Here is a 25,444-nt window from a genome sequence, read left to right as displayed (position 1 = left end):
GGTTTCAATCGATCATAAATCGTACAATTCTTAGTAAACGGTTGCGGCCGCCGCATCCTGGAGGTTGATTTTAGCTGCCGCGACCGTATCTTCAGCTCTGGCGCTTCGAATTGGCCGCGACCAGCACGCGATCGGTGAATCAGTGATCAGCGTTTCTTGGTCCGCTTGTTGATTTCATCGTCGATGAAGCCGTCCTCCCAGTTCGGGTCGCTTTCGGTTTCATAGACCTGACGGATGTAAGCTTCTTGGTCGAACTTTTCATTTTGCTTGCTCTTGCCTGCGCGCCCGCGCCCTTCCGCGAAAACGAGCCACGCGTTTGCACTGTCAGCTGAAAAGCCTGTTACGTCGCAACCTTTCTTGGCGCGAATAGGCGCTTTTCCCTTCAATACATAGCCCGGAATGGAGGCGTCATAACCGCCCTCGACATGATAGGCTGCAGGCGTGCAACCCTTCTTGAAGACATAGGCGGTTCCCGTCATTGCGCCATGCTCTGTCCAAGGGCTTCCGTCGAAGAGAATGTCGCCGGGTTTGATTGTTCCGGATATCGAGTTCTTGGGTTTAACATAGGTTATGGTTCCGCCGGCCATATCGAGGTTCATTCTCGAGCCATTGTGATCGAACATTGCTGCCGTCTCTGTTTCCTTTGGCACCTTTTTCGATTTGCTGATCTCCAGCGTCGTCTTGGAATGCCCGACGATCTCGCAGCCTTTGAAAACAGGGACATTGCCGCTCAGGCTGTATCTATCAGAGTATTGGTCATAACCGCTCACGAGATAAGGTGCCGGCTTGCAATCCTTTGCATAGGCATAAGCTACCCCGGTAATATATCCCTCCTTCACCAGCCAGCCGCGGAAAAGGATGTCACCTTTCTTGACAGCGTCGCCCAGCTCCGCACTGGGCTTGTCATAAGAAATCGTGTTGCGGGCGATATCGAGCACCAGCGAGGAGCCCGCCATCTCGAGCTCTTTGGTTTTCCCGATTGGATCGTTGGTGCGCTGGACAGGCTGCCGGTTGTAAGGTGTTCCAAGGGGGCAGAGGGTTAGCCACTGCTGGGCAAGAATGCCCCCACCGGATGCATTGTCCATTCCGACGCGTTTTCCGGTCTTGTCGTCCTTGAAGGCGAGGTAGCCGTATCCAGCGAACTGGTTCCAGAATTTGTGATCGAAGACGGCGCCTTCGAAGACGTACTTGTCACCGAGCACCGACCAGAGTTCACCTGTCTGACAGTTCGCCGATAACGAATAGACACGATCACTATTGTCCTTGGCTGTGTCATCTGTGCAGTCCGCGTCGTTAGGCTGCCATGCTCCACACCATTCTTTTGCGTCGTCCCGGGTGACCCGGGCGGAGGCGTGGGCTTTAGCTCCTCCGAAATCGGACCATTCGAAGATCGTCGCATAAGCCGCTTTGGCTGCAATCGCGAGTTTCTCATCGATAGGTGGCTGGGGGATCAGATCGGCAGCTGTGGTTGGACTAGCTTGAGCCGAGACCAAATTCGCGTTCGAGGATGATGATTGCGCAAGAGACGCATTTGCAGACAATACCAGCAAAGAGGCTAGCGCGGTCGAGGTGAGGGCGATCGTTTTCATGGAACAGAGGCTCGTTGATGTGTTGCTCAAGTGGCAAACTATCGGCGACAGCCTACAAATTATGGAAACAGCAGAGGGGGTTTTTACCCTCATCGAAGCCTTGAGGCCGGATGATTAAACTTAAAGTTAAGGTTGTGTTTCCAAGAGTTCGCCAGCCTCAACCCGCCGCCGACAGCGTCTGCATCCGCTCTTCGATAAACGCCGCCGCCTCATTCGCCGGCATCGCCTTGCCGAAGAGGTAGCCCTGGCCGATGTCGCAGCCGAGGCGGGTCAGGTAGCCGAGCTGGCTGTGTTCCTCGATGCCTTCTGCGGTCGTCTTAATATTCAGGCTGTGGCCGAGACCGAGCATGGCGCGGACGATCTTTTCCTGGCGTTCGTCTTCCTGGTAAGTGGCAACGAAGCTCTTGTCGATCTTGATCTTGTCGAAGCGGTAGCGGGCAAGCTGGGCGAGGCTCGAATAGCCGGTGCCGAAATCGTCGAGGGCGATCTGGACGCCTGCCGCATGCAGTTCGTCGAGGATGACGGCGGCGATCGCCGGATCCTGGATGAGGGCATTCTCGGTGATCTCGATCTCGAGCCTCTCGGGCGGCAGGCCGGAGGCGGCGAGCACTTTCAGGATGCGCGAGGCGAGCAACCGGTCTTCCATCTGCACCGGAGAGATGTTGAAGGAGAGGACGATATGGGCGTGCCAGCCGAGCGCGTCGCGGCAGGCCTGCGACAGCAGGTTCTCAAAGAGCTCGGTAATCATCCCGGTTTCCTCGGCAATGCCGATGAAGACGGGGGGAGGGATATTGACGCCGGTATCGTCGGACCAGCGGGCCAGCGCCTCGAAGCCACAGATATCGCCGGTCTTCAGATCGATCAGCGGCTGATAGAAGGGACGGATGGCCTTCTGCTGGATGGCGGTGCGCAGCTTCGTCTCCAGAGAGGCGCGCTCGGCCACCTTGTCCTGCATCGATGCCTCGAAGGCGAGCGCATGGTTCGGGCCGCGTGACTTCGCCTCATACATCGCCAGATCGGCGCGGTGGGCGGCGTTCTCAAGCGGTTCGCTGCCTTCGGTCCAGCGCTCGTAGCCGACACTGGCGCCGACTTCGACGGCAAAGCCTTCGATGCTGATCGGTCTTGTGACGGCCTGGATCAGCACGCGGGCGAAATGCTTCTCGCGCTCCTCGGTCATGCCGGCACCGATGATGACGAACTCGTCGCCGCCGAAGCGATAGACGCAATCGGCATTGCCGAGCGAACAGATGCGCCGCGCTACCTCGATCAGCAGGATATCGCCGCCCTTGTGGCCGACGAGATCATTGACCTTCTTGAAGCCGTCGAGATCGACCGAGAAGACCGTGACGTTGCGAGCTGCCGCGTTATGCTCCTCGTCGGAAGCGTCCGGGCGGGCGAGCTTCTTGCGCTCGAAGGCATAGCGGTTCGGCAGTTTGGTCAGGTGATCGTGGGTGGCGGTCCAGTCGGCCTTGAACTGCGCGGCGGCGCGCAGCTCCATCTCGCGGCGCAGATCGGCAATGCGCAGGATCGAATAGATGAAGCTCATGGCACCAGCGATGACGAAGGCGAACACCAGTTTCTCGGCGCCGTAATCATCGAACATCTGAACGAAGGCCGAGAGCCCATCGCCGAATTCCAACAGGATTCCCAGCAGCCAGAGGAGCCCCCCGAGCATCATGACCGATAGACACTGCCGTCCGGCACGGCTGCGAAAGAACCCCGGCATTCACATTTCCTCACCCCTGATAAGACATAGCAATATCATCGAAGTCTGAAATGTTCGTTGAAAACGGGTAGTGATTGTTTGCTGCAATCCTCGGTCCGCTATCGTACAGAGGGTTCGCCGTCGCCTGACCTCCCTCCCAAGTTTTTCCGTGTGCATTGAAACCATTAGTGCACTTCCCGCTTTATGCATCAAAAGGCGAGTGGGAACTGATGTCCGCTTTTTATTTCAAGACGCAAGACAATGACGGCACGGCCGCGGCCGATCTGCCGTTTGAATTTCCGGATCTGTTTTCGGCAATCGAGGAGGCCAAGCATGTGCTGGCGGAGATGGCGCTCGATGGGCTGCCGTCGGCGCCGGAGCGGCGGTTGTCGATTGAGGTTCAGAATTCCGAGCGGCTGCCGATCGTCAGCTTGCAGCTGGAACTGAAGATTTCCTATCTGCCGCAGGCGCGCAACTGAGCGGGAACCAAGCGGCGGCAGTCTCGTTTCAAATCATGAAGAGATGAAAACGGAGGAAGGCTGATGCAGGTCGTTGGCACGCAGATCATTGCCGCGAGAGGCGGCAAGGACGGGTTTACCGTGGAATTCGTGAGCGATGACGGCGCCGTCGTTTCGGTACAGATGCGCGGCGAAGAAGGGCTGAACCGGCAGAACGCCATCATGAAGGCGCAGTCGCTGATGAGCGCGATGGCATCCGTCGACGCGAGCGAAGGCGGCGATATGAGCGTGCATCTCAGCGCGCGTGCTTCCGGTGATCGTGCGGCGCTCGAAGAGCAGCTCGACCAGGGGCTGGAGGACAGCTTTCCGGCCAGCGATCCGGTGTCGGTGACGCGAAGCTCGGTTCCCGGCGAGCCGACCAAGCATTGACGCAAATCCCATTTATAGTCGTGGGATCGTGTGGTTCCCCGCGGTCATTGGGTTGATCGCAGGGATCTTTTCCGTCACTTGTATTTAAGAAAATCCTTTTCAGAGAATCCTCATGTCCTCTTCCAACGCCGTCTTTGTCCGCTCGACGCTTTTCATGCTCGGGCTCGGCGTGCTGCTTCTGGCCGGTATCGTCGGAACGTCGCTCTGGCTGACGAGCGCGAACCGCATCTATTCCGATACGGTTGCCGAGATGCGCCGCATCCGCACCGGTTCGGTCGATCTGCTGACCGCGCTCCAGGATGCCGAAACCGGGCAGCGCGGCTTTCTGCTGACCAATGACGAGAGCTATCTGGCACCCTACTTTCAAGCGGTGAAGAACTTGCCCGAGCGGCGCAAGCGGCTGGCAGACGTGCTGCAGAACTATCCTGACTATGCTGAGCGGCTGCCGGTGCTGGATCAGGCGGTCGATGGCAAGATGGCGGAAATCGACAATACGGTCGCGCTTGCCAAGGCCGGCCGGATGCAGGAAGCGCTGGCGATCGTTCGCAACGACAGCGGCAAGGCGCTGATGGACGACGCCCGCGGCGTTCTCGTCGGCTTCATCAGCCAGACCGACGACCGCCTGCGGGTGATCGTCGGCGAACAGCTCACCGCGGCAAGCAATCTGCAATGGGTGACGATCGGCGGCGCATTGGCGATTGCCATCGTCGTCGGCGGGGCAATCCTCATTATCGTCCAGCACGTGCGCGACCTGTCGCGGGCGCGCGAGGAGCTGCAATCGCTGAATTTCGGCCTGGAGGAGCGCGTCAACGAGCGCACCGAAGACCTGATGCAGGCCAACCAGGAAATCCAGCGCTTCGCCTATATCGTCACCCACGATCTCAGGGCGCCGCTCGTCAATATCATGGGCTTCCTCAGCGAGCTCGAGGCCAGCCTGACGGCGGTCACGGCCTATGTCATGGCTGACGAGAAGAAGCCGAGCGAGGATGAGATCAAGGAAGCGCGCCTCGCAGTCGAGGAAGACCTGCCGGAGGCGATGAGCTTCATCCGCTCGTCGACCCGCAAGATGGATTCGCTGATCAACGCCATCCTGAAGATTTCCCGCGACGGACGCCGCAAGCTGGTGCCGGAGAGGATCGACCTCAAGGCCATGCTCGAGACGGCTGCGGCGAACGTGCATCATCAGGTCGCCGAGGCCGATGGGGAAGTGGAGATGGATATCCGCGTTCCCGGACTGATCACTGACCGCTTCTCGCTGGACCAGATCTTCGGCAACCTTTTCGACAACGCGGTCAAATACCGCTATCTTGGCCGTCCTGTCAGGATCGCCGTGCGGGCCATGCCGGCCGGCAAGGGCCGGATCAGGATTGATGTCGAGGACAATGGCCGCGGCATCGCAGTTGCCGATCGCGAGCGCGTCTTCGAACTCTTCCGCCGTGCCGGCGAACAGGATCAGCCGGGTGAAGGCATCGGCCTCGCATATGTGCGATCGTTAATACGAAATTTGGGAGGTGACATTACTGTCGCTTCGACAGAGGGCACCGGTAGCACCTTCACGCTGCTTCTGCCGTCGGATCTCACCACCATCGTAAAGGGTACAGAGTCATGAAAGCCACAGGCCAGGAAGTCACGATCGTCATGATCGAGGACGACGAGGGGCATGCCCGCCTCATCGAGAAGAACGTGCGCCGGGCCGGCGTCAACAACGAGATCGTGCCCTTCACCAACGGCAAGAGCGCACTCGACTTCATCCTCGGCCCCGACCGCAGCGGCACCGTCAGCAAGGACCGCTATCTGCTGATGCTGCTCGATCTCAATCTGCCGGATACGTCGGGCATCGATATTCTCGAGCAGATCAAGAACAACGAGCATACCAAGCGCATGCCTGTCGTCATCCTGACGACCACCGATGACGAGCGCGAAATCCAGCGCTGCTACGATCTCGGCGCCAATGTCTACATCACCAAGCCCGTCGATTACGACGGCTTCGCCCATGCGATCCGCCAGCTTGGCCTGTTTTTCGCGGTGATCCAGATTCCGCAGCAGTAACGAGAAAAGGCGAGCAGTCATCCTGCTCGCCCTTCGTTCAGCGCATCAGCAGCGGAATGCCGATGACGATAGCTATGAGAACAATGGCGGTTGCGACCTTCAGAAGGCGCACACGCCGCGTCCGCTCCCCACTCCAATCATACGTCATGGTTGGTCTCCACGGGGCATGCACTTAGAGCCCGGCATGCCGGGTTCAATAGGTATGGCGCAACTTGCTTGCGTAAGGCTTATCTAAATTATGCGGTGAAAACAGACGCTTGCTGCAATCAGCGGCTGAAGCGCAACGCCCATCGACGGCCGTCGAAACTCATCCGCAGCAGGGCCAGCGGCTCGATATCCGCCAGCCAGAAGGAGCTCGATGGCGCCTTCATCACATGCAGGATCGCGGCCCGGATAACGGTGGCGTTGGCGATGGCGACGATATGGCCGTCGAATGTCTGCTGTTCTTCCATCCAGCCGGAGATGCGGGCCTGAAATTTCGACAGGCTCTCGCCGCCATGCGGGGCGGCGTCCGGATCGGTCATCCACTGGATCAGCGCATCCGGCTCCTTGGCTTGCAGGTCGGCAAGCGGGCGGCCCTTCCAGCGACCGTAATCCATATCGGCGAGCTTCGGATCGGCCGCGGCCGTCAGGTTCAGGATTTCGGCGGTCTGCAGCGCGGCGAGCGCCGGGCTGCTTTTGACGTGATCGGCACGCTGAAGCCTTTCCGCGAGAGCTGCGGTATCAGCGACGGCGCTCTGTTCGAGCGGCTCGTTCAGCGGAAAACGGCCTTCGCGGTTGGCGCTTGTCGGGCCGTGGCAGATCCAGGTCAGCCGGGTATGCACAGGTGAGCCTCTGGCCTGCCTCTTCGGCAGATGAAGTTTCGTTGACAGTTCGAAGCCTAGAGATATAACGGTCACGTTGCGGGTTTGGAAGCCGGTGTAAATCCGGCGCGGTCGCGCCACTGTGACCAGGATGCGAAAGCGAACTGGAAGTCAGACCTTGCCGTAACACTCTTTCGACTGAACGCGTCATTCCCGGAGGAATACATGTCTGACATCACTTTCAAGCCCATCGCAGCACCGCAGCCGATTCCGGTTGGCGAGATCCTGCCCTGGGCGATCTTCGGCGGCTTGCTAATGATCATCGCCATCTATTTCGTCGGCACGGAAGAGGGCGCCATGGCGCTGTTCTCCGGCGGCTACGTCCACGAATTCGTGCATGACGCCCGCCACCTTCTCGGCTTCCCCTGCCACTAAAGGACGACTGACATGGTTGGAAATCTTCTACTTCGCGGCATGATCGCGGGGGCGATTGCTGGCGTCCTGGTGTTTGTCTTCGCCCACTTCTTCGGTGAGCCGCTCGTCGACCAGGCGATCGCTTTCGAGGAAGCCGCGGCACAGGCAGCCGGCGAAGCCGCAGAGCCCGAGATCGTCAGCCGCGCCACGCAGGCCGGCATCGGTCTCTTCACCGGCGCCATGGCCTATGGCATCGCCGTCGGCGGTCTCTTCGCGCTGACCTTTGCCTTCGTGCATGGCCGGTTCAGCACGCTTAGCGCCCGCGGCACCGCTGCCGTCATCGCGCTTGCCGCTTTCGTTGCCATCATCCTCGTTCCCGGCATCAAGTACCCGGCCAATCCGCCGGCTGTCGGCAATGGCGATACGATCGGCGTTCGCACCGAGCTGTTCTTCTTGATGATCGTCGTCTCCGTCGCGGCGCTGATCGCGGCGATCGCCTTTGCGCGCAGCCTCGCTCACCGCTTCGGCATCTGGAACGGCGCGATCATCGCCGGCATTGCCTACATCGTCTTCATCGGCCTCGTGCAGTATCTGCTGCCGCCGATCAACGAGGTGCCGGAAAACTATTCCGCGATCGTCCTCTGGCGCTTCCGCATCACCTCGCTCGGCATGCATGTCGTGCTGTGGTCGGTGCTGGCTGTCGTCTTCGGGATGCTGGCCGAGAAGCGGCTGGCCTCGCAGGGTGCGGTCGGGCGTCCGGCGTTTCGGTGAATATTGGGTGAGGGGAGCCAAACGCTTCCCTCATTCCTGTGCTTGTCACAGGAATCCAGCCACCGCGCGTCGGCGCGGTGAATGACTCTACAGTTTCCCGCGTCCATGGACATGGACGCACTGGATTCCTGTGACAAGCACAGGAATGAGGGATTGGTGAAGGCTGCGATGAACAGGCCTCTGTTCCATTTGATGACCTGCATGGCTGCGCTCGCTCTGTCGAGCGGCGGTGCCATGGCCCACAGCCGCACATCCGCTGCCAACCACACCGGCATCCCTGTCCCCGAAATCTCCCACGGCGAAATGGCCGTGATGGCCGATTATCGTGACCGGATCATCGCGCTTGCATCCACCGCCACGGATACCGACGAGCCGTTCCGCCGGGTGCTGAACTATGCGCAGATCCAGTATTCCTACTGTCTCTGGGGCCGCATGCCCGGCAGCGTGACGGATGAGGAAAGTCCGTTCAACGAGTGCGCCCATGCCTATCTGGCGGCGACGAAGGCGGTGCTGATGTCCCTGCGGGAAATGCCGCGGGAGGCCGAAGCGGCGAGTGCGATCGTTTCGGAGGCGGATGCCGATATGATCAGGCGCGGGCTGTCGCTGATCACCTGCCGCTTCAGCGGCGAGGCGTTCAATACGGCCGATATCATCCGGCCGCGCTGGAGCGAGATACCGCTCCATACGGCGAGCATGGCGTCGCTGACCGGGTTCTTCGCCGCAATCTTCGGCGTCTTCCTTGCCGGGCGCCGGTGGCTGAAGGTTCAGTCTTCGGAGTAGCGCTGTTCCCGCCAGGGATCGCCAAACATGTGATAGCCGTTCATTTCCCAGAATCCCGCTTTATCGGCGGGCATCAGGTCGATGCGGCGCAGCCATTTGGCGCTTTTCCAGAAATAGAGATGCGGAACGATGAGGCGCATCGGGCCGCCGTGATCGGCCGTCAGCGGCTGGCCTTCCCAGGCGGTCGCCAGGATCGCGTCCTCGGCGGCGAAATCGGCGAGCGGCAGGTTGGTGGTGTAGCCGTCATAGCTCGTCAGCATCACATAGTGCGCTTCCGCCTTCGGCATGGCGCGGTCGAGCAGGTCGCGGGTCGAAACGCCCTTCCATTTGTTGTCATAGCGCGACCATGTCGTGACGCAGTGGATGTCGGAGACGAAGGTGCTCTGCTCCAGCGCCTGGAAGTCGCGCCAGGAAAGCGTCAGCGGCGTTTCGACCAGGCCGCGGACCTCCAGCTTCCATGTGTCGAGCGCTATCGACGGCTGCTGGCCGAGATCGAGCACCGGCCAGTTCTTCACCAGATGCTGGCCGGGCGGCAGGCGGTCGGTTTCCGGGCGGGCGATGCGGCCGGTCAGGAACTTGCCTTCGGCCGCCCAGCGGCGCTTGGAGGCGGTCAATTTGCTGTCGTCGGGGGTCTGCTCGTCGGTCATGGCACTCGTCCTCTCGCAGTGCGGCGATAGGACAATCGGGAGCCGCAGCTGTCAAGGCGGCCACACCTCTTGGAATCCTTCTTCGGGCTCATTAGAATGAGGCTGTCGGGGATGCCTTCCTGGGGAGGAAGGCAGAATGGGAGGAGCCGTCGTGTCTCAGAGGCACAGGCTTATATTCGCGCTGTTTTCAGTGCCTTTCGTCGTTTTCGCCTTTTTCTACTACGGCGGATCGGTGGCGACGCGCGCCTATATGGGCGAGGCTTCGGCCCAGGCGGGAACGGCGCTGCGTCTTGCCGTCTCGGCGCTCAGCGGCCATCTCAACCGCTATGAGGCGCTGCCGGCGCTGATTGCCGATCACGACGATATCAAGGAACTGGTCGCCCGCCCCGAAGACAAGAGGTTGCGGGATGCCGCCAACCTCTATCTCAAGGAGATCAACCATCTCCTGAAATCCTCCGACATCTATGTGATCACTCCTGACGGCGAGACGATCGCGGCCAGCAATTTCGATCTGCCCGACAGTTTCGTCGGCGAGAATTTCAGCTACCGGCCCTATTTCCAGGAGGCGGTCGCCGGCAAGCAATCGCGGTTCTACGCGCTCGGCACGACATCGCTGAAGCGCGGCTATTATTTCGGTTCGCCGATCAGGGTGGGCGATGACATCCGCGGGGTGATCGTCTTCAAGGTCGATATAGACATGATCGAATCCTCGTGGACGGGCGGCGAATACCGGATTTTCGTCTCCGACCCCGAGGGCATCATCTTCATGTCCGGCAAGCCGGAATGGCTCTATAACAGCATCCTGCCGCTGACCACCGATCGCCTGCAACGCACCGAGGCATCGCGGCGCTATGCCAATGCGACGCTCGCTGCATTGCCGCTGAGCCGCAGCCGCTTCGAGGATCACAATCTGATGGGGCTGGTCGAGGAGGGCGTCGAGAAGGAATATCTGGTGCTTTCCAGCTACATGACGGCCGAGGACTGGACGGTCAACGTGCTGCTCGACACCGGCTCCGTCCGCGCGCAAGCGCGCACGGCGCTTGCCGCGGTCTTCCTGTTCCTCTGCATTGCCGGGCTTGCCTTCGCGGTGCTGCGCCAGCGGCGCATGCGGCTGAACGAGCGCATGCATCTGCAGGCCGAAGCGCGCAACGAGCTGGAGCGGCGCGTCGAGGAGCGCACCGCCGATCTCGCCCGCGTCAACAGCCGCATCGAGGAGGAGATCGCCGAACGCCGGCTGACGGAAAAGCAGCTGCGCCAGACGCAGGCCGATCTCATTCAGGCCGGCAAGCTTGCCGGTCTCGGCCAGATGTCGGCCGCGCTCTCCCACGAGTTCAACCAGCCGCTGGCGGCCGCCAAGACCTATACCGATAGCGCCACCGTTCTGCTCGATCGCGGGCGCACGGACGAGGCGCAGGACAATATCCGCCGGATCGGCGGTCTGATCGATCGGATGGCGTCGATCAGCAAGCATCTGCGCAACTTTGCTCGCAAGCCCAACGAGAAGCTCGGCCCGGTGCCGCTCGACGAGGCGATCCGCGATACGCTGGAAATCATCGCCTGGAGGCTGAAGGCGGCTGACGCCGATCTGCGGCTCGATCTCGGCCTGCATCCGCCTGTCGTCCGGGCAGGCTCCGTGCGTCTGCAGCAGGTGCTTGTCAACGTCATCTCAAATGCGGCGGATGCCGTCGAGGGGCTGGATGACCGGCGGATCGAGGTGCGCGCCTCGCAGGAGGGCGGCAAGGTGGTGCTGACGGTTCGCGACTTCGGTCCCGGCGTACCCGCCGCCATTGCCGAGCGCATCTTCGACCCGTTCTTCACCACCAAGGGCGTCGGCAAGGGGCTCGGTCTCGGGCTTTCGATCTCCTACAATATCATCAAGGATTTCGGCGGAAGCCTGACCGTCGCCAATCACCCGGATGGCGGGGCGGAGTTCCGCATCGAGCTGCAATCGGCCGCAGGCGCCATGCCGGAGGCGGCGGAATGAGTGAACAGAAGATCCTGCTCGTTGACGACGAGGAGGAACTGCGCCGCTCGACGGCGCAGGCGCTGGAGCTCTCGGGGTTCAGTGTCGAGACCTTCTCCAATGCCGATCATGTGCTGGAGCTGATCGGCTACAGTTTTCCAGGCGTCGTCGTCAGCGATATCCGCATGCCCGGCACCGACGGCATGACGCTGATGAGCCGGATCCGCGAGATCGACGCCGAAGTGCCCGTCATCCTCGTCACCGGCCATGGCGACGTGCAGCTCGCCGTGAAGGCGATGCGCGAGGGCGCCTATGATTTCATCGAGAAGCCGTTCACGCCGCAGATGCTGGCGGGCGTCATCAAGCGCGCCTTCGAGCGGCGGAGCCTCGTGCTCGAAAACCGGCTGCTGAAGGCGGTCGCGGGCAAGCGAGACGATATCGAGGCGCGGCTGCCGGGCCGCACGCAGGTGATGGTCGACCTGCGCTATCGCATCCGGGCGATCGGGGCGAGCGATGCCGATACGCTGATCGTCGGCGAGACCGGCGCCGGCAAGGAAGTGGTGGCGCGGGCGCTGCACGATATCAGCGCCCGGGCAAGCCGCCCCTTCATCGCCATCAATTGCGCGGCACTTCCCGCGAACCTGATCGAGAGCGAGCTTTTCGGCCATGAAGCGGGCGCTTTTCCAGGTGCCGTGCGTCCACGCTACGGCAAGTTCGAGCATGGCCGCGGCGGCACGATCCTCCTCGACGAGATCGGCTCGATGCCCTTCGATCTGCAGGCGAAGTTTCTGCGGGTGCTGCAGGAGCGGGTGATCTCGCGCCTCGGCTCCAACGAGATCGTGCCGCTCGACGTGCGCTTCATCGCCACCAGCAAGGTGGACTTGGAGGAGGAGGTTGCCGCCGGACGGTTCCGCGCCGATCTCTTCTACCGGCTGAATGTCGCGACACTGCATGTGCCGGCGCTGGTGCAGCGGCGGCCGGATATTCCGCTGCTTTTCCTCCAGCTGGTGCGCGAGGCGGCAGCGCGATACGGGCGGGACGACATGCCGGTTTCGCCGGATCTGATCTCCGATATCGCCCAGCGCGACTGGCCGGGCAACGTCCGCGAACTGCGCAATGCCGCCGACCGTTTCGTGCTCGGTCTCGATGGCGGCGAGCGGCCGAATGGCGAGGCGACGGGGCTCGCCGATCGTGTCGCGGAATTCGAGCGCGGCGTCATCGCCAGCGCGTTGGTTGCCCATGGCGGCAGTCTCAAGCCGGTCTACGAGTCGCTGCAGATCTCCCGCAAGACGCTGTACGAGAAGATGCAGAAATACGGGCTCGACAAGAAGCTGCTGGTTTCTGAATAGCCAGATGGGTGGATTTCCACCCATCGCTATCCGCCTTTGTTTCCAAATCGACCCATGCTGCATCGCACGCAGGCGAAATCTATGCCTCGCGGCATGCCCAGCCGATTGCCGCCGGCGCGTTTACCACCTGTTAATGGCCGCATCTCACCGGCGCATGGGAAGCGCCGGCGGAGCCTGTTTTCATCAGGGAGGAAAACGATGAAACTCTTCAAGGCCATGCTTGGCATGACGGCGGCCGCTGCCGTCTCTCTTTTCGCTGCCGGTGCATCCGCACAGGGCTATCCTGAACGCACCATCACCATGGTCGTGCCCTTCGCGGCCGGTGGCCCGACGGACACAGTCGCGCGCCTCGTAGCCGAATCCATGTCGAAGGATCTCGGCCAGCAGATCGTCGTCGAGAACGTCGGCGGCGCCGGTGGCACGCTCGGCGCCGGCCGCGTTGCCGCTGCCGATCCGGATGGCTACACCATCCTGCTGCATCACATCGGCATGGCGACATCGGCCACGCTCTACCGCAAGCTCGCCTATGACACGTTGAACGCCTTCGAATATGTCGGTCTCGTCACCGACGTTCCGATGACGATCGTTGCCCGCAAGGATTTCGAACCGGCAGACCTCAAGAGCCTCGTCGAATACGTCAAGGCGAACAAGGACAAGGTTACCTACGCCAATGCCGGTATCGGCGCTGCCTCGCATCTCTGCGGCATGATGTTCATGAGCGCCATCCAGACGCCGCTGACGACCGTTCCCTACAAGGGCACCGGTCCGGCGATGACGGATCTGCTCGGCGGCCAGGTCGATATCATGTGCGACCAGACCACCAACACGACGAAGCAGATCCAGGGCGGCACGATCAAGGCCTATGCCGTGACCTCGCCGAAGCGCCTCGATGTCCTCAAGGACGTTCCGACCGCTGTCGAGGGCGGTCTGCCGGGCTTCGAGGTCGGTATCTGGCACGGCGTCTACACGCCGAAGGGCACGCCTGCCGAAATCAACGAGCGCCTGTCGAAGTCGCTGCAGGTGGCGCTGAAGGACGAGAACGTCGTCAAGCGCTTCGCCGAACTCGGCACCGCGCCGTCGCCGGATGCCGACGCGACGCCGGCTGCGCTGAAGACCAAGCTCGAGACCGAAATCGCCCGCTGGAAGCCGGTGATCGAGGCTGCCGGCGAATACGCCGACTGATTGGCCGCCAACGTCGAGTGCGGAGCCCCCCTCACCCTAACCCTCTCCCCGCTGGGGAGAGGGGACGCGGCTTCCCTTCTCCCCTTGGGGAGAAGGTGCCCGTCAGGGCGGATGAGGGGGCTACTCGCTTCGACGCCAACTCTCTCCAACCCCACGGAGACACCATGAAATCTGTCACATTCGACACCACAAATGCGATCTGCGGCGCGCTTCTGGTCGCGACCGGCGCATTCTTCGCCTATCAGTCCCTCACGCTCGAGCTCGGCACCGCGCTGCGCATGGGGCCGGGCTATTTCCCGCTGGTGCTTTCGGCGGTGCTGGTCATCCTCGGCGGTATCGTCTTCATCCAGGCGCTGCGCGTCGAGGGCGAGCCGATCGATCCCTTTGCCTGGCGCGGGATGCTCTTCATTCTTCCGGCACCCGTCCTGTTTGGGCTCACGGTTCGCGGCCTCGGCTTTGCGCCGTCGCTGTTCCTCGCCGCCTTCGTCGCCTGTTTCGCCTCGCAGAAGATGAATGTCTTCTACGCGCTGATCCTGTCGCTTGGGCTCACGGTGTTCTCGGTTGCGGTGTTCAGCTATGGCCTCGGCCTGCCGTTCGAGCGCTTCGGTCCGTGGACCCGGTTCTAAGGAGACGGCGATGGAACTTTTCAGCAATCTCGCGCTCGGTTTCGCAACGGCGGCGACGCCGGCAAATCTGCTCTTCTGCCTTATCGGCGTCCTTCTCGGCACGCTCATCGGCGTTCTCCCCGGCATCGGCGCCACGGCGACGATCGCCATGCTGCTGCCGATCACCTTCCAGCTGGAGCCGGTCTCCTCGCTGATCATGCTCGCCGGCATCTATTACGGTGCGCAATATGGCGGTTCGACCACGGCGATCCTCATCAACATGCCGGGTGAGTCCTCCTCGGCGGTGACGGCGATCGACGGATACCAGATGGCCCGCAAGGGGAGGGCCGGGGCCGCACTTGCGATCGCAGCACTCGGCTCCTTCTTCGCCGGTACGGTCTCAACGTTCCTCGTCGCCATCTTCGCTCCGCCGCTGACCGAGATCGCCCTGAAATTCGGCGCGCCGGAATATTTCTCGCTGATGATCGTCGGCCTCGTCTCGTCGATCGCGCTGGCCCATGGCTCCGTCATCAAGGCGCTGGCGATGGTGGCGCTCGGCCTGCTGCTCGGCCTCGTCGGCACCGATATCTATACCGGCACCCCGCGCTTCACGCTCGGTATCCGTGAATATGCCGACGGGCTGAACTTCGTGGCGCTTGCGGTCGGTGTCTTCGGCGTCGCCGAAATCCTGCGCAATCTCGAAGGCGAGTCGACGCGCACGGTGCTGATGAACAAGGTGACCGGTCTTCTGCCTTCGAAGCAGGAATTCAGGGAGATGATCGCGCCGGTCCTTCGCGGCACGGCGATCGGCTCGGCGCTCGGCATCCTGCCGGGCGGCGGCGCGATCCTCGCATCCTTCGCCTCCTATACGGTGGAGAAGCGTTCGTCGAAGAAGCCGGAGGAATTCGGGCATGGTGCGGTCGCAGGCGTTGCCGGTCCTGAATCGGCCAACAATGCAGGCGCACAGACCTCGTTCATTCCGCTCCTGACCCTCGGCATTCCGGCCAACCCGGTCATGGCGCTGATGGTCGGCGCGATGATCATCCAGGGCATCGTGCCCGGGCCGAATGTCGCGACCGAACAGCCGGCGCTGTTCTGGGGCATCATCGCCTCGATGTGGATCGGCAACCTGATGCTCGTCATCCTGAACCTGCCGCTGATCGGCCTCTGGGTGAAGCTGCTGACGGTGCCCTATTACGTGCTCTTCCCCGTCATCATGGCCTTCTGCTCGATCGGGGTCTACAGCGTCAATTCCAACGTCTACGACCTCTATGCCGTCGCCTTCTTCGGCCTGATCGGTTACGTGCTGGCGAAGCTGCGCTGCGAGCCGGCGCCGCTGCTGCTCGGCTTCGTGCTCGGGCCGTTGCTCGAAGAGAACCTGCGGCGCGCAATGATCCTGTCGCGCGGCGATCCGACGACCTTCGTCACCCGGCCGATCAGCGCCACGCTGCTCGCCATCGCGCTTGCCGTTCTCATCATCGTCTTCCTGCCGAGCGTGAAGAAGAAGCGCGAGGAGGTCTTCGTCGAGGAAACGTGAGGGGTTGAACTCACTGCCTCTTTGTAGAACAAAGGGATACCTGAGACGGGCGCCGTTCTGGCGCCCGTTTTCGCATGCACAGGACATCCCGGCTCATGACCATTCCCGCCCGGATCAAGGACGATCTACCCTTCCTCACCTCGCTTCGCCGTGATCTTCACGCGCATCCCGAGCTCGGCTTCGAAGAGGAGCGCACCAGCGGCATCGTCGCCAAGCTGCTGGAGGAGGCCGGTATCAAGGTTCACCGCGGGCTTGGCACCAGCGGCGTCGTCGGTACACTGCAGGTCGGCAATGGCACGCGCAGCATCGGCCTGCGCGCCGATATGGATGCGCTGGCGATGCCGGAGATTGCCGAGCGCTCCTACAAATCGACGATCCCAGGAAAGATGCATGCCTGCGGTCATGACGGGCACACGACGATGCTGCTCGGTGCCGCGCGCTATCTGGCTGAAACCAAGGGATTTTCGGGCACGGTGCATTTCATCTTCCAGCCGGCCGAAGAGGGACGCGGCGGCGCGCGGCGGATGGTCGAGGAGGGGCTGTTCAAGCTCTTCCCCTGCGATGCCGTCTATGGACTGCACAATATGCCGGGGCTCGATGTCGATGAGATCGCCGTCGTCGAGGGGCCGCAGCTTGCCTCATCAGACAGCTGGCGTGTCACCTTCCGCGGCACCGGCACGCATGGCGCCAAGCCGCATCTCGGGCGCGACCCGATCACCGCGGCGGGCACCTTTCTTTCATCGCTGCAGACCATCGTCGGCCGTGTCGTCGATCCGCTGCAGCCGGCCGTCGTCAGCGCCTGCTCGCTGCAGGCGGGGGATCCGAAGGCGCTGAACGTCATCCCCGATACGGTCGAGATCGGCGGCACGGCGCGGGCCTATTCACCCGAGGTGCGCGATCAGCTGGAAAAAGAGATCGGCCGACTGGCGCAGGGCACGGCGCAGATGTTCGGCATTGCTGCAGACTACGGCTTCGAGCGGCGTATTCCGCCTGTGGTCAACGATGCCGATGCGACGGCGCGGGCGCTTGGCGCTGCAGGCGAGGTGTTTGGCGCGAAGGTCCGCACCAGCTTTCCGCCGTCGACAGCGGGCGATGATTTTGCCTTCTTCGGGCAGAATGCGCCGGGGTGCTATGTGTGGCTCGGGAACGGGCCGGCCGTGCATGGGGCGCTGCACCACAATACGGCTTATGATTTCAACGATGGGGCGCTGGGATTTGGCGCGGCCTACTGGGTGAAGCTGGTGGAGCGGGAGCTGGCTGGGTGAGGTTTGCGGGCTCGGCCCCCGCATCCGCCCTTCGGGCACCTTCTCCCCGAGGGGAGAAGGGACGTGCGGCCCGCTCCGGGTTTCCCTTCTCCCCAGCGGGGAGAAGGTGCCGGCAGGCGGATGAGGGGGCCACACCCTCCAAGCCTACGACACTATCTCCAGCACCGGCGTCTCCATCACCTTCCCAGTCAGCACATCCGCAATCCCCATATCCGTCTGATGCGGGCCGATGTTGCAGGCGAGCGTGGCGCCGAAGCAGGCCTTGAAGACGAGGTAGGGCGGCTGCCAGGTGACAATCTTTTCCATCGCCTGGCGGATATCGCGGAAACCCTTTGCCGTCTCGGCAAGCGAGGCCTCGGTCACCAATCCTGAGAGCGGCAGCGGCAACAGCGCCAGAATGACGCCATCGCTCGCGACCGCCATGCCGCCGCCTGCTGCGATCACGGCATTTGCGGCTGTGGCCATGTCGGCGGTATTGCCGCCGAAGACGGTGAGGTTGTGGCTGTCATGCGAAACCGTGGTGCAGAAGGCGCCGTGCCATTCGCCCCAGCCGGTCAGGAAGCCGGTGCGCGGGCGAGGGGCGGCAAGGCCATGCCGGTGGGCGACGGAGATCATCGTGCTGCCCTGAGGCGGCACGACGAAGCCATGCTCGACGGTGGTTTCCGCTTCGCCCCATTGCGTGAAGCGCGGGCGGTCGATGGTGGCGACGCGGACGCGGTTGCCCTCGGAGCGGACCTTGAAATCGTCTTCGCCGAGCGCTGGAAGCTTGACCGAGTTCATCAGCGGCGCAGTGTCGAGCGGCTTCAGCGGCACGGTCATGGCGCCATCCCGCGCGATCGTGCGGCCATTGGCGATCACCAGCCGTGCCCTGAAATCGGTGAGGTCGTCGAAGAGCACGATATCGGCGCGCCGTCCTGCGGCGATGAGGCCGAGATCGCTGCGCTTCAGGCGCTGGGCGGCGTTGAAGGTGGCGGCGCGGAGCGCCCATTCCGGCTTCATGCCGTAGCGCACCAGGCGGCGGATCACGTCGTCGAGGCCGCCGCTATCGAGCAGTTCGTCGGGGAAGACGTCGTCGGTGCAGAGCGTCACGGTCGGCGGCAGGTGGCCGATGCCATCCAGCGCCTCGACGAATTCGCGCAGCAGGTGATCATGCGAGCCGCGCAGCTCGATCGTCATTCCGGCCGCAAGCTTCTGCAGGAGGTCGGCGCCGGAGGTCAGTTCGTGGTCGGAGGTGATGCCGGAGGCCATGAAGGCCTTGAGATCGGCGCCTTCGAGGCCGCGGGCATGGCCGCAGACGAGCTTGCCGGATGCGAGCCCGGCATTGACGATCGCCGTCATGCGCGGATCGCCTTCGATGACGCCGCGCATGTTCATGACTTCGGCAACGCCGCCGACGGCGGGCGAGCGCAGCATTTCGGTGATCACGGATGCATCGAAATCCGCACCGGCTCGTTCGAGGCCGGGTGCGGAGGGGACGCAGGAGGGCGCCAGCAGGATCATCCTGAGCGGCAGGCCGGAGGATGCCTCGATCGCCCAGCGCACGCCGTCGAGGCCGTGGACATTGCCGAATTCATGCGGATCCCAGAGGATCGTCGTTACGCCGCGCGGTAGCACTGCCCGGGCATATTCAGCAGGCGTGACCATCGAGCTTTCGACATGCATATGCGTATCGATCAGGCCCGGCGTGATGATGGCGCCCGTGGCGTCGATCATCTCAAGCGCGTCAGCGCGGCTTCCCGGCGCGTGGACGCTGGCGATCAGCGGTCCCGTGAGGCCGATGTCGGCTTCGCGGATCAGGCCGGTGACCGCATCGAGCAGCTTTCCGCCTGAGATCAGCACGTCGAACGGCAGGTCGCCGCGGGCGGCGGCCACGGCGCGGGCGCGCAGTTGGGGATCGTTGAGGTCGGCGGGTTCCGGTCGCAATGGAGAGCTCATCTGCCGGCCTCGCTTGCGAGCGCGCCGAGGATGAGCGCACGCGCGGCCTCGACGTCGATATCGACGGCGAATTCGGCATTGGGCGCGGCATGCGTGGCGCGGGTCTCGACGACGGTGCGGCCGCGGGTGAACTGGCCGGCAAGCTCGACATCGATGCGCGCGGCGCGGAAGGTCACGAGCTCCGGCGCCACGAAGGCGACGGCGGCGGAGGGATCGTAGATCGCCATCGCCGCGCGGCCGCGGCTGACGCCGATATCGATATAGCCAGCCAGCATGTCGGCGATCAGCGCCGCGTTGGCGCCGCCCGCCTGGCGGATCGGCGCGACGTCATCCGGGCGGGCCAGGACTTTGCGGCAGAGATCGAGATCGATCATCTTCAGCGGCAGGCCGTGGCTGATGACGATCGCCAGCGCTTCGGGGTCTGCAAGAGCGTTGAACTCGGCGGAGGCCGTGTGATTGCCGATCGTTACCCCACCACCCATCCAGGTGAGCTCGGTGATGCGGGCGGCGAGATCGGGGCGGGCCAGCGCGAGGGCGGCGATATTCGTCAGCGGTCCGAGCGCCAGAATGCGGTGCGGGCCATCCCCTTCCAGCCAGCGGCAGAGCGCCAGGAAGGCGTCGCTTTCTGGGAGAGGTGCTGCGGCCGGGAGGCTCTTGCCTGCAGTCGGGATGCCGGTATCGCCGAGGATCGCCTGGGCGGTCTCGATCTTGCCGATCACCGGATTGGCGCGGCCGCTGTGGATGGGGAAAGTCCAGCCGAAAGCCTGTGTGGCGCCTGCCGCATTGACCTTCACCTGCGGCAGCGGCGTGTTGCCGAAGACCAGCGAAATGCCGTCTATGTCAAGCTTCGACCGTGCCACCACCAGAATGGCGGCGATATCGTCGAAGCCCATGTCGGTATCGATCCAGACACCCATCATATCACCCGAAACGCGAGAGGCTGGCTGCCGCGGCGAGCGGCAGGTCGAAGGAAAGTGCGGTGCCGATCGCATGGGCCGCGAGGCCTGCATCGACCTCCGCCTTGATCGGCCCGAGCGGCGTGTCCAGCAGGTATTCCCGCGTGTTGCCGGCATAGGAGGTGCCGCGCACAGTTCCCTGGAAAGGACCGGAACCAAGGATGACCGTGCGCGGCCGCCAGACCAGCCCTGCCGCCTGAGGCGCAGGAGCCGGCAAATCGACTGGACCGTTTGGTGTAACGAGCTTGCCGCCTTCGAGCTTGAAGACGTTCTCGAAGCCGACGAAATCGGCGACGAAGGCGGAGACGGGGCGGTTGTAGATATCTTCGGGCGTGCCGATCTGCTCGATGCCGCCGTTCAGCATCACGACGATCCGGTCGGCAAGCGCCAGCGCTTCCACCTGATCATGGGTGACGAAGATCATCGTCACGCCGGTCTCCTTCTGGACGCGCTGCAGTTCGGCGCGCATTTCCAGGCGCAGGCGGGCGTCAAGGTTCGACAGCGGTTCGTCGAGCAGCAGTACCTTCGGCTCCATCACCATCGAGCGGGCAAGCGCCACGCGCTGCTGCTGGCCGCCGGAGAGTTCGGCGGGCTTGCGGCTCGCGAAGCTCGAAAGGCCGACCGATTTCAGGCCCGCGGTGACCCGCTTGTCGAGATCCTGACCGGAGACGCCCTTGAGGCGCAGGCCGAAGGCGACGTTTTCGTAAACCGTCAGATGCGGGAAGAGGGCGTAGGACTGGAAGACCAGGCCGACATTGCGCTTGTTGGCCGAAACGCGGGTGATGTCGTCGCCGTCGAGATTGATGCGGCCGGAGGCGGGCGTCAGCAGGCCGGCGATCGAGCGCATCGTCGTCGTCTTGCCGCAGCCGGAGGGGCCGAGCAGGGCGACGAGCTCGCCCTGTTCGATCGTGAGGTCGAGGTCCTTCACTGCGACCGTATCGCCGTAGGCCAGCGTCAGCTTGTCGAGTTGAAGATAGGCATCAGACATAACGCGAGAATCCCAGGAAGCGTTCGGCAAGGAAGACGATGCCGATGGACAGGAAGGCGAGCAGCGAGGAGAGCGCTGCGATCGACGGATCGTAGGTGGTTTCCATGTAGCCCAGCATGTCGATCGGCAGGGTGCGCACGCCGGGGCCGGAGAGGAACAGCGAGACCGGCACCTGATTGAAGCTGGTGACGAAGCCGAGGATGAAGGCAGCGAGAATGCCGCCGCGGATATTCGGCATGACGACGCGGAAGAAGGCGCCGGTGCGCGAGGAGCCGAGCAGCACGGCCGCTTCCTCGATATCCGAGCGCAGATTGTTGAGGCTCGCTGAAACGACGCGCACGGCATAGGGCAGCACCAGCGCCGTATGCGCAAAGAACAGCGCCAGCGTGATGTTGAAGCCGAAGGGCACGACAAGATAGCGCAGCAGCGCCAGGCCGACGATGATGCCGGGGACGATGATCGGCAGGGAAACGATGGTGCGGACCGTTTCGCCGAAAGGCAGCTTGTAGCGCGACAGGGCGTAGGCGGCGGGAATGCCGAGGATGAGGGCCGACAGCGTGCCGAAGACGGCGAGGAACATCGACATGGCGAAGCTCTCGCGGAAGCTGTCGATGGTGAAGACCTTCGCGACCCATTTCAGCGACAGGCCCTGCGGCGGGAAGGCCAGCGTATCGCCGGCCGAAAGCGACGCGGCGATGATGATCAGGAATGGGCCGATCAGGAAGGTCAGCAGCAATCCGAGGACGATGAGCGGGAAGAGGCGGGATGTCATCGCTTGTTCCTCGCGGTCGCCAGGCGTTTCAAGAGGATGTTGGCGGCAAAGCTCATGACGATCAGCATGAAGGCGATGACGCTGGCCGAGACGAAATTGTTGGAGACAGAGACCTGCTGATAGAGCAGGGTCTCGAGCATCAGCACCTTGGAGCCGCCGAGGACGGCAGGCGTGATGTAAGCGGTCAGCGAGCCGGTGAAGACGAGCGTGCCGCCAACGACGAGACCTTCCTTGGTCAGCGGCAGGATCACCTTCCAGAACACCTGGAACCAGTTGGCGCCGAGCACGCGGGCTGCCGGGATCGCGTCCTTCGGCATGTTCTCGAGCGCGCTGATCAGCGACAGGATCATCAAGGGCAGGAAGAGCTGCAGGAGGCCGATGAAGACGGCGGTCTCGGTGAAGAGCAGGCGCAGCGGTTCGTCGCTGAAGCCAAGGCCGGTGATCACCTGGTTGACGATGCCGGTGCGGCCAAGGATGACGATCCACGCATAGGTGCGGGCGACCGGCGAGATCATCAGCGGCAGCGTGACGAGGCCGATCATCCGGCCCTTGCCCTTCGGCGGCAGATTGACGATCGCAAAGGCCGCGGCATAGCCGATGACGGCGGAGACGGCGGTGACTTCGAGCCCGAGCTTGAAGGTGCGGATGAAGACCGTACGGTTCAGCTGCTCGGAGAAGAAGCCGGTATAGGCCGACAGCGTCCAGGCGCCATCGGCATGAAAGCCTTCGGAGAGAAGAATGGCGACGGGCAGCAGGAAGACCACGGCGGCGAAGACCGCCGCCGGCAGCGCAAGCGCCAAAGATTCTGCTCTGTTCTGAAACATCGGGAGCCTTTTCTCAGGCGGGAAGGAAACGGTCCCGGCAGGCCGGGACCGGCGATGGATGGCTTACTGGCCGACGGTGTTGTTCCATTCCTTCAGCCAGGTGTCGCGGTTGTCGAGCGCCACGGCCGAGGGAATGAGCTTCAGGCTTTTCGCCGTCTCTTCGCCATAGGTGAGATTGTTGGCGGCGGCTTCCGACAGCTTCACTTCCTTGTTGGCGGGGCTGTCGACCAGCTTTTCGGCAAGCTTGGTCTGGATGTCTGTGGAGAGCCAGAAATCCATGAACTGCAGCGCCAGGTCCTGGTTCTTCGAGCCCTTGGTGAGGATCATGACGTTCATGCCGCCGGTCTGGCCTTCCTTCGGTGTTGCCCAGGCAACGGGAACGTCGAGCTTGGTGAAGCCCGCCCAGGAGAAGCGGCCGATCGGGGCGGCCCAGATTTCTTCCTGCTGCATCAACTGCACGAGCTGCGAAGACTTTTCGTAGAAGGTGACGATGTCGTCCTTCTTCTCGCCGACGGCTTCGATGGCGCCCTTCAGGTCGGGCGTATCCTTGCCGAGCGCCTGGCCAAGCATGAAGAGCGCCGGCGGGCCCTGGTTGGTCGTGACATTCGGGAAGGCGAGATGGCCGACATATTCCGGCTTCAGGAGATCAGCCCAGGACTCGATCTTCATCTTGTCGGAACGGTAGGCGATCGAGGTGGCATAGAAAGTGTAGCCGACGCTCATGCCGTCGCCGTTCGGATCCTTGGCGATGTCGTAGAGCTTGGCGAAATTGGTGAGCTTGGAGGTGTCGATCTTCTCGATCAGGTCCTTGCGGGTGGCGGAGAGCGCATCGGCCATCGAAACGACGGCCATGTCGACGACGGGGTTTGCCTTGTTGGCTTCCATCTTGGCAAGGCGCTCGACGCTGTTGCCGGTCTCGACGACCAGCTTACAGCCGCACTGCTTCTCGAAGGGATCGTAGACGATCGTCTTGAAGTCGTCCTGAGCGAAGGCATAGACGGAGATCGTCAGCGTACGTTCCTGCGCCGAGGCGGCGAGCGGGGAGAGCGCCAGCAGCGCTACAGATGCGATGAGGGTCTTCATGTCAGGAGTTCTCCATCTGTCAGGTTTTGTTTTGCCGGGCTCACAGGCCCAGAGGATTGGCGCACGATCAATTGCATCGGCACGCGATCGGTCTCGGCAGTCACGATGATCCCCTCGCGGGTGCCGTTCTCCATGATCACCTTCAGCAGCGCCGAAATGGCGATCTCGGCGATCCGGTCCATGTCCATGCGCGCCGTGGTCAGCGCCGGGGTGACAACAGGCGACCAGATCAGGTCGTCGAAGCCGGTGACGCTGACGTCGGCCGGTACATTGATGCCGTCCTGCTGCAGTTCGGTGAGCGCACGCAGCGCCTGGAGGTCGGAGAGGGCGGCGAAGGCGGTGAAGCCCTCGGCGGCCTTCTTGGCGAGGCCGAGCCGGCAGCCGCTTCCCGATGTCTGCTCGAGCTTTTCGATCCACAGCGTTTCTGAGCTCATGCCTGCGGTCAGACCCGAGCGGATGCCGCCGGCGCGGTCGTTCTGGACGTTCGATTCCGGGTTGTTGCCGATGATGAGCACGCGCTTGTGGCCGAGGCTCGCGAGATGGGCGGCGATCTGCTGGCCGCCCTGCCAGTGGTCGGCGGCGACGGTATTGCCGGGGGTGGAGGCCGTGTCGATGACGGCGACCGGGCAGCTGGAGGCGGAGATGCGTGTGGCGCGGCGCGGCACCACGACCATGCCGTCGACGCCGCGCTCGATCAGCCGGTTGATGGCTTCGGTCTGCGCCGTCACGTCGCCGCGGGAGTCGGCGATCAGCACGCCGTAATCGGCGGACTTTGCCGCAAATTCGATGGCCTGGGCGATCTTCGGAAAGAGCGGGTTGGCGATATCGGGCAGCACGAGGCCAAGGACACCGCTGCGGCCGGTGCGCAGGGCGCGGCCCGCCTGGCTCGGGATATAGCCGAGCTCGGCGGCATGTTCGCGGATCTTTTCCGCCAGTTGTTCGGAAACGCGGCCCTTGCCCGACAAGGCATTCGAAACGGTCGCTACGGAGACGCCGAGCGCCGTCGCGATCCTGCTCAAATTCGGTCCCGGGCGTGACGAAGCCATGGTTTGCCGTGCGGTTTGATTAATCGTTTAATCAGCGTGTACAGGAAGCATGTGGCGTTGTCGAATCGAATCTTAGCGCAATGCGGGTTTTCCGCACTGGATTAGAGGTTGCGAACATAAAAAAAGCCCCGCGAAAGCGGGGCTTTTCTCGGATCGTTTGGAGCGACCGTTACTTCTTCTTGACCGAAACGGTCTCAACCTTTGCTACAGCAGCCGGCTTTGCACCATCAGGCGCATAGCCACCGCCGATGGCGACGTTGAGCGAGACATAGTCCTTGGCCATCTGCTGGACGG

Annotated in this window: 24 protein-coding genes and 1 pseudogene; 13 read left to right on the top strand and 12 right to left on the bottom strand. The window is 62.9% G+C overall.

The genetic code is table 11. From position 1 onward, the window contains the following. Window positions 1-146: 146 nt before the first annotated feature. Together ACODR6_RS26420 and ACODR6_RS26415 are read right to left on the bottom strand one after the other, a co-directional pair. Window positions 147-1,589: a hypothetical protein gene (locus ACODR6_RS26420; protein WP_489025308.1), complete on the bottom strand. Its 1,443-nt coding sequence runs from the start codon at window positions 1,587-1,589 to the stop codon at window positions 147-149. A 157-nt stretch (window positions 1,590-1,746) separates the two neighbouring features. Further along, window positions 1,747-3,315, bottom strand: coding sequence for a putative bifunctional diguanylate cyclase/phosphodiesterase (locus ACODR6_RS26415; protein ID WP_489025306.1), 1,569 nt, complete (start codon window positions 3,313-3,315; stop codon window positions 1,747-1,749). Between the two features lie 209 nt (window positions 3,316-3,524). Between ACODR6_RS26415 and ACODR6_RS26410 the strand changes: the two genes are divergently transcribed. The 4 genes from ACODR6_RS26410 (at window position 3,525) to ACODR6_RS26395 (ending at window position 6,230) form a co-directional block, all read left to right on the top strand. Beyond that, window positions 3,525-3,773, top strand: a complete 249-nt coding sequence (locus ACODR6_RS26410; protein WP_112718888.1) for a DUF6894 family protein — start codon at window positions 3,525-3,527, stop codon at window positions 3,771-3,773. Window positions 3,774-3,836: 63 nt separating this feature from the next. After that, window positions 3,837-4,181 carry a hypothetical protein gene (locus tag ACODR6_RS26405; RefSeq protein WP_489025304.1) on the top strand — a complete coding sequence of 115 codons (345 nt, stop codon included), beginning with the start codon at window positions 3,837-3,839 and terminating at the stop codon, window positions 4,179-4,181. A 112-nt stretch (window positions 4,182-4,293) separates the two neighbouring features. Continuing rightward, complete coding sequence (locus ACODR6_RS26400) at window positions 4,294-5,790, top strand: sensor histidine kinase (RefSeq protein ID WP_489025302.1); 1,497 nt, start codon at window positions 4,294-4,296, stop codon at window positions 5,788-5,790. Further along, a complete protein-coding gene (locus tag ACODR6_RS26395) occupies window positions 5,787-6,230 on the top strand; it encodes a response regulator (RefSeq protein WP_112718890.1) in 444 nt (147 codons plus the stop codon). Before ACODR6_RS26400 ends, ACODR6_RS26395 begins: the two co-directional genes overlap by 4 nt. 266 nt (window positions 6,231-6,496) lie before the next feature. Here the strand turns inward: ACODR6_RS26395 and ACODR6_RS26390 are convergent, their stop codons facing one another. After that, window positions 6,497-7,054 carry a histidine phosphatase family protein gene (locus ACODR6_RS26390; RefSeq protein WP_489025299.1) on the bottom strand — a complete coding sequence of 186 codons (558 nt, stop codon included), beginning with the start codon at window positions 7,052-7,054 and terminating at the stop codon, window positions 6,497-6,499. 204 nt (window positions 7,055-7,258) lie between these two features. Between ACODR6_RS26390 and ACODR6_RS26385 the strand changes: the two genes are divergently transcribed. The 3 genes from ACODR6_RS26385 (at window position 7,259) to ACODR6_RS26375 (ending at window position 8,998) form a co-directional block, all read left to right on the top strand. Beyond that, window positions 7,259-7,468: a CbtB domain-containing protein gene (locus ACODR6_RS26385; protein WP_112718892.1), complete on the top strand. Its 210-nt coding sequence runs from the start codon at window positions 7,259-7,261 to the stop codon at window positions 7,466-7,468. A 12-nt stretch (window positions 7,469-7,480) separates the two neighbouring features. Beyond that, window positions 7,481-8,218 carry a CbtA family protein gene (locus ACODR6_RS26380; protein WP_203428117.1) on the top strand — a complete coding sequence of 246 codons (738 nt, stop codon included), beginning with the start codon at window positions 7,481-7,483 and terminating at the stop codon, window positions 8,216-8,218. Between the two features lie 168 nt (window positions 8,219-8,386). Next, complete coding sequence (locus ACODR6_RS26375) at window positions 8,387-8,998, top strand: hypothetical protein (RefSeq protein WP_489025297.1); 612 nt, start codon at window positions 8,387-8,389, stop codon at window positions 8,996-8,998. Here ACODR6_RS26375 and ACODR6_RS26370 read toward each other — a convergent pair. Continuing rightward, on the bottom strand, window positions 8,983-9,645 hold the full coding sequence (locus tag ACODR6_RS26370) for a sulfite oxidase-like oxidoreductase (RefSeq protein ID WP_489025295.1): 663 nt from the start codon (window positions 9,643-9,645) through the stop codon (window positions 8,983-8,985). The genes ACODR6_RS26375 and ACODR6_RS26370 overlap by 16 nt on opposite strands. A gap of 136 nt (window positions 9,646-9,781) precedes the next feature. Here ACODR6_RS26370 and ACODR6_RS26365 point away from each other — a divergent pair, with 136 nt between their 5' ends. The 6 genes from ACODR6_RS26365 (at window position 9,782) to ACODR6_RS26340 (ending at window position 17,546) form a co-directional block, all read left to right on the top strand. After that, a complete protein-coding gene (locus tag ACODR6_RS26365; RefSeq protein WP_489025293.1) occupies window positions 9,782-11,629 on the top strand; it encodes a sensor histidine kinase in 1,848 nt (615 codons plus the stop codon). Continuing rightward, a complete protein-coding gene (locus ACODR6_RS26360) occupies window positions 11,626-12,957 on the top strand; it encodes a sigma-54-dependent transcriptional regulator (RefSeq protein WP_489025291.1) in 1,332 nt (443 codons plus the stop codon). Before ACODR6_RS26365 ends, ACODR6_RS26360 begins: the two co-directional genes overlap by 4 nt. A 198-nt stretch (window positions 12,958-13,155) precedes the next feature. Further along, complete coding sequence (locus ACODR6_RS26355) at window positions 13,156-14,139, top strand: tripartite tricarboxylate transporter substrate binding protein BugD (protein ID WP_112718897.1); 984 nt, start codon at window positions 13,156-13,158, stop codon at window positions 14,137-14,139. 164 nt (window positions 14,140-14,303) lie between these two features. Beyond that, window positions 14,304-14,765 (top strand): tripartite tricarboxylate transporter TctB family protein, encoded by a 462-nt coding sequence (locus ACODR6_RS26350; protein ID WP_489025289.1) that lies wholly within the window; start codon window positions 14,304-14,306, stop codon window positions 14,763-14,765. Window positions 14,766-14,775: 10 nt separating this feature from the next. Then, on the top strand, window positions 14,776-16,281 hold the full coding sequence (locus ACODR6_RS26345; RefSeq protein ID WP_489025288.1) for a tripartite tricarboxylate transporter permease: 1,506 nt from the start codon (window positions 14,776-14,778) through the stop codon (window positions 16,279-16,281). A 95-nt stretch (window positions 16,282-16,376) separates the two neighbouring features. Further along, on the top strand, window positions 16,377-17,546 hold the full coding sequence (locus ACODR6_RS26340; protein ID WP_489025286.1) for a M20 aminoacylase family protein: 1,170 nt from the start codon (window positions 16,377-16,379) through the stop codon (window positions 17,544-17,546). A gap of 4 nt (window positions 17,547-17,550) precedes the next feature. Here ACODR6_RS26340 and ACODR6_RS26335 read toward each other — a convergent pair. The 8 genes and pseudogenes from ACODR6_RS26335 to ACODR6_RS26300 all read right to left on the bottom strand — a co-directional run. After that, a pseudogene (locus ACODR6_RS26335) lies at window positions 17,551-17,688 on the bottom strand (endonuclease domain-containing protein); the annotation flags it as partial. Between the two features lie 2 nt (window positions 17,689-17,690). Then, the gene (locus tag ACODR6_RS26330) at window positions 17,691-19,481 is read right to left on the bottom strand and encodes an adenine deaminase (protein WP_489025284.1); all 1,791 of its coding nucleotides are present in this window, start codon (window positions 19,479-19,481) and stop codon (window positions 17,691-17,693) included. After that, entirely contained in the window at window positions 19,478-20,398 is a 921-nt protein-coding gene (locus tag ACODR6_RS26325; protein ID WP_489025282.1) for a nucleoside hydrolase, read from the bottom strand. Before ACODR6_RS26325 ends, ACODR6_RS26330 begins: the two co-directional genes overlap by 4 nt. A gap of 4 nt (window positions 20,399-20,402) precedes the next feature. Further along, window positions 20,403-21,425 carry an ABC transporter ATP-binding protein gene (locus ACODR6_RS26320; RefSeq protein ID WP_489025281.1) on the bottom strand — a complete coding sequence of 341 codons (1,023 nt, stop codon included), beginning with the start codon at window positions 21,423-21,425 and terminating at the stop codon, window positions 20,403-20,405. Further along, entirely contained in the window at window positions 21,418-22,197 is a 780-nt protein-coding gene (locus ACODR6_RS26315) for an ABC transporter permease (RefSeq protein WP_489025279.1), read from the bottom strand. Before ACODR6_RS26315 ends, ACODR6_RS26320 begins: the two co-directional genes overlap by 8 nt. Continuing rightward, entirely contained in the window at window positions 22,194-23,021 is an 828-nt protein-coding gene (locus ACODR6_RS26310; protein ID WP_489025277.1) for an ABC transporter permease, read from the bottom strand. Before ACODR6_RS26310 ends, ACODR6_RS26315 begins: the two co-directional genes overlap by 4 nt. A 63-nt stretch (window positions 23,022-23,084) precedes the next feature. Further along, complete coding sequence (locus tag ACODR6_RS26305; protein WP_489025275.1) at window positions 23,085-24,104, bottom strand: ABC transporter substrate-binding protein; 1,020 nt, start codon at window positions 24,102-24,104, stop codon at window positions 23,085-23,087. After that, window positions 24,101-25,150, bottom strand: coding sequence for a LacI family DNA-binding transcriptional regulator (locus tag ACODR6_RS26300; protein ID WP_489025273.1), 1,050 nt, complete (start codon window positions 25,148-25,150; stop codon window positions 24,101-24,103). The genes ACODR6_RS26305 and ACODR6_RS26300 overlap by 4 nt, the downstream gene beginning before the upstream one ends. Window positions 25,151-25,444 lie beyond the last annotated feature (294 nt).

This window comes from Rhizobium sp. FG96 (assembly GCF_057808655.1).
The sequence above is the reverse complement of the archived record's forward strand: the minus strand, read 5'-3'. Positions and strand labels throughout refer to the sequence as shown.